At 60.1% G+C, this 4,546-nt stretch carries 5 protein-coding genes; all 5 read left to right on the top strand.

The window, feature by feature from the left end; all coding sequences use genetic code 11:
- Positions 1–699: extracellular solute-binding protein (locus ACIQ36_RS18590; RefSeq protein WP_395832112.1), on the top strand; the 699-nt coding region annotated here is incomplete at its 5' end.
- Positions 700–933: 234 nt separating this feature from the next.
- Positions 934–2,073, top strand: a complete 1,140-nt coding sequence (locus ACIQ36_RS18585) for an ABC transporter ATP-binding protein (protein ID WP_395832110.1) — start codon at positions 934–936, stop codon at positions 2,071–2,073.
- On the top strand, positions 2,070–2,975 hold the full coding sequence (locus tag ACIQ36_RS18580; protein WP_395832108.1) for an ABC transporter permease: 906 nt from the start codon (positions 2,070–2,072) through the stop codon (positions 2,973–2,975). The genes ACIQ36_RS18585 and ACIQ36_RS18580 overlap by 4 nt, the downstream gene beginning before the upstream one ends.
- Before the next feature lie 14 nt (positions 2,976–2,989).
- Positions 2,990–3,814, top strand: coding sequence for an ABC transporter permease (locus ACIQ36_RS18575; protein ID WP_395832106.1), 825 nt, complete (start codon positions 2,990–2,992; stop codon positions 3,812–3,814).
- Between the two features lie 58 nt (positions 3,815–3,872).
- Positions 3,873–4,546: amidohydrolase family protein (locus ACIQ36_RS18570; RefSeq protein WP_395832104.1), on the top strand; the 674-nt coding region annotated here is incomplete at its 3' end.

Below are 4,546 nucleotides of genomic sequence, written 5' to 3'. Positions count from 1 at the left end.
GGGGCCTGCCTCGGCAATGGTTTTCTGCGCTCGGCAGGCGGCGTGAACATCGTTTACAACACTACCAAATTCCCGCAAGGCGGCCCGAAAACCTGGGCGGAGTTTTGGGATACGAAACGCTTTCCTGGCCCACGCGCCATGCCCAATTCCGGCGCGCCCTGGTGGCCGTTGATGGCGGCGCTGATGGCCGATGGCGTTGCGCCCAACAAGCTGTTTCCGCTCGATCTTGACCGCGCTTTCAAGAAAATGAGCGAAATCCGCCCCGCCGTCAGCGCGTGGTGGCGCACCGGCGATCAAGCCATGCAACTGCTCCGCAGCGGCGAAGTCACCCTGTCCATGATGTGGTCGGGCTCAGCCCTTCTACTCAAGGGCCAGGGCGAACCGCTGGCGGTAGAGTGGAACGGCGCGGTGCCTAACGTTGCACTATGGGCCATGGTAAAAGGCAGCGGCAAACGCGACGACGCGATTAAATTCCTCGATTATTTCGTGGCGCGCCCAGAAGCGCACCTCGCCTTCGCCAAGCAGTTCTATTACGACACGGCGAACAAAGAAGTTCTCGGCCTTTATAGCCGCGAAGAACTGGCCGATCATGCCGCCTTCCCCGAGAATGCAGCGAAAATGGCGGTTATCGATGCCACGTGGGTTGCAGAAAACCGCACAAAAGTGCTGGAACGCTGGAACCAGTGGCTTGCTCAGTAAGCTTAAGACTCTTCTCTTTATCTTCCGTGTGACCCACTAACCTCCTCAGCGGATCGGCTGTTCTTCAGCCGATCCGCCTTTTCGTTGGGAGTAAGCGACAGCATTTTTGCGGCTGATCGTCCGATATGAAATTAACTTTTCTTAAAACATTTTTTTTGAATTATTTATTGCAAGAATCGTGAAATACGTATTTCATGATCGGGCAATCCCATCCACCGATACCGGGGTTTTCCCATGTCCACCGCCGCCTCGCCCCTTTCGCCCTCTGCCGCCCGGCGCGTTACCGTGCGGGGAGGGGCCATCGAGGTTCATCAGCTAGATAAAAGCTATGGGCCGCTCAAAGTTGTCGATGATGTGTCGTTCAATGTTGCCGAAGGCGAGTTTTTCGCCCTGCTTGGCCCGAGCGGTTCTGGAAAAACCACCCTGTTGATGACCCTGGCTGGGTTTGAATCGCCCAATGCCGGGCGAATTGCGATTGATGGGCGCGATGTTACTTGGCTGCCGCCAAACAAGCGCGATATCGGCATGGTCTTTCAGAAATATGCACTCTTTCCGCATCTTACCGTGCGCGACAATGTAGCGTTTCCCCTACGGATGCGCGGCGTGCCGAAGGAGGCGCGGCACCGAAAAGCCGATGAGGCGCTGGATACGGTTGGCCTTACCGATCTTGGGCACCGGCTTCCGGCGCAACTCTCCGGCGGGCAACAACAGCGGGTGGCCCTTGCCCGCGCGATTGTCTATCAGCCGCCGCTGCTGTTGATGGATGAGCCCCTCGGCGCGCTGGATAAGAAGCTGCGCGAACGGATGCAAAGCGAAATCAAGCACCTGCAACGGGCCTTGGGCGCAACGGTGATCTACGTCACCCACGATCAAGAAGAAGCGCTGACGATGGCCGATCGTATCGCCGTGCTCAACCGGGGCAAGCTGGTGCAGGTGGGCACGCCCGACGAGCTGTATAATCGTCCGCGCTCCCGTTTCGTTGCGAACTTCATCGGCGAGACGAATTTCTTGGCGGCAACGCTTGTGGGTCAAACGGACGGGCGGGGCCAGCTTCAGCTTGCCGACGGCACGATGGTTATGGCCAGCGCCGGTGAAACCTTGGCAAAGCCGGGGGATGCCGTGCACATCTCGCTGCGTCCCGAGGGCTTTACGGTCACCCCCGGCACAGGCGAAGGGCTGACGGGCCGGGTGGAAGAGATTATTTTTGCCGGGGCAACCCGCCTGCTCACGGTAAGGCCAACCCACGGCCCGCAAGATCAACCGCTGATCACAATCCGCCAAGCCGCCAGTACGCCGCCACCGCAGATGGGCGAAACGGTTACGCTGACGTGGCAACCCGACGCCGCACTGTTTTTCGGGGAGGACGGGCAATGAGCCTCTCCCCACCGCTTGCCCCTCCAACAGCACCCACCGGGCGTTGGGCGAAACTCTGGCGCGGCAGCAGTGCGCGCGGCTTTTCCTGGCCCGTCTCGCTGCTTCTGCTGACCCCCGTGTTGGCGCTGATGACCACCTTCTTCCTGCTGCCGATTATCGGCTTGCTGAAAGAAAGCGTATTTGCGCCAGAGTTCACCTTACGCAGTTACGCCCGCGTGATCGAAGAAAGCCTTTATGTTCGCGTCATGCTCCGCACGCTGTGGATCAGCTTTGTCGTGAGCATCGCCACACTGCTGCTTGGATATCCGGTCGCGATGCTGATGGCGCGGATGAAGGGCATTTGGGCGGTTGCGGTCGCAGCCTGCGTGCTGGTCCCGCTGTGGACGAGCGTGCTGATCCGCAGTTACGCCTGGATCGTCCTGTTGCAGCGCAAGGGTATCGTGAACGACTGGCTGCAAGCGCTGGGGATCATCGAAAGCCCGTTGAAGATGCTGTACACGGAAGGTGCCGTGATGATGGCGATGACCCACGTGCTGCTACCCTTCGTTATTCTGCCGATCTATGGGGCACTCAAATCCATTCCGGCAGATTTAACCCTCGCCGCGCGCAATTTGGGGGCGGGGCGTTGGCGCAGCTTTTGGTTGGTCACGCTGCCGCTCAGCTTGCCCGGCATTTATGCGGGGGTGCTGATGACCTTCATTCTCGCCATCGGCTTCTATGTGACTCCCGCCCTGATTGGCGGCCCGCAGACGCTCTTCATCGCCACCTTGATTGGCCAGCAGACCACGCAGGTGCTCGATTGGTCCTTCGCCGGGGCGCTGTCTGCCGTGCTGCTGGTCATCACCCTCATCATCGTCACGCTCTTTGGCCGTTTCCTCGGCCTTGATCGCAAAGTCAGTTAGGGAAGGAGCCCATCATGCGCGCCCGCTCACCGCTGGATAATCCGCTAGCAACACTTGCCCTAACGGGGGTTGCCGTTCTGATCCTGCTGTTCTTGATTCTGCCAACCGTGCTGGTGATCCCGCTTTCCTTCAGCGGTGAAAAATATTTGGCCTTTCCGCCAAAAAGCTGGTCGCTGCAATGGTATGCCGCTTTTTTTACCGATCCCGACTGGCAAGAAGCCATTGGCTTTAGCCTAAAGATCGCCGTTATCAGCACGCTCATCACCACGGCCATCGGCACGGTGACGGCGCTGATCTTGGTGCGGGGCAATTTCATTGGGCGGGGAGTGATAAAATCCCTCGTGCTCGCGCCGATGATCGTTCCCCATATCATTCTGGCCGTTGCCCTCTATCTCGCCTTTTCCCACTGGGGCCTGACGGGATCGCTGACGGGATTGGTGATCGCCCATGTGGTGCTCTGCGTGCCGTTCGTCGTGCTCACCGTCTCGGCGGCGCTGCAACGGCTCGATCCTTCTTTGGAAATGGCGGCCTTAAGTTTGGGGGCCTCGCCCGTGCTGGCGTTTACGTTCGTAACGCTACCGCTGCTAAGGCCCGCGATTCTCACCGGGGCGGTGTTTGCCTTCATCACCTCGCTCGATGAAGCCGTGGTGTCCTACTTCCTCTCCGGCACGGCGGGCAAAACGCTGACCCGCAAAATGTTCGAGGATATCGATTTCGACGTTTCCCCAGTGATCGCTGCCGTCTCCACGCTGATCTTGTTCGCATCCGTCGGGCTCATGGCCCTGGTGCAGGCGGGCCGGGCTTGGCACGAGCGCAAAAAACTGAACCGAACCGCCTAAATCCGCTGCTGTTTTCCGTCACAGGCGCGACCCAATACGGGCCGTGAAAGGACCCGCTATGCCCGAGTATGATCTTATCTTTCGCGGCGGCACGATCCTTGATGGATCGGGACAGGCCCGCTTCAGCGCCGATCTGGCCGTAACCGGCGACCGCATCGCGGCCATCGCCCATCCGCTGCCGGGGCGGGGCCATGACGAGATCGACGCGAGCGGCATGATGATCGCGCCGGGCTTTATCGACGTGCATACCCATGATGATGCGCTGCTGCTCCACAGCCCCGATATGACCCCGAAAATCCATCAGGGCGTTACCAGTGTGATTGTCGGCAATTGCGGCATTAGCCTTGCGCCGCTCACCCTATCGGCTCCCCCGGTTCCGCCACTGGATTTACTGGGCGACGCGCGCGGGTTTCGCTTCCCAACGTTTGCCGACTATGCCGACGCCTTACGGGACCAGCCGCCTGCCGTAAACGCCCTCGCCCTGATCGGTCACATGACGTTACGGGCCGGGGTGATGGACCGGCTCGACAGGGCAGCGACACCAGTTGAAGTGAGCGCCATGCAAGACCGGCTGCGGCAGTCGCTGGCCGCCGGGGCCTGGGGCCTGTCCAGTGGGCTCGCTTATCCGCCGAGCCGGGACGCGCCGATGGCAGAACTGGTATCGCTAGCAGAAGTTCTGCGCCCCTTCGGTGGCATTTATACGACGCATCTGCGCCAAGAGGCCGATCAAGT

The sequence above is a fragment of the Elstera sp. genome (assembly GCF_044372965.1).
Classification (GTDB): Bacteria; Pseudomonadota; Alphaproteobacteria; order Elsterales; family Elsteraceae; genus Elstera.
This window is presented reverse-complemented; position numbering and strand designations above follow the sequence as displayed.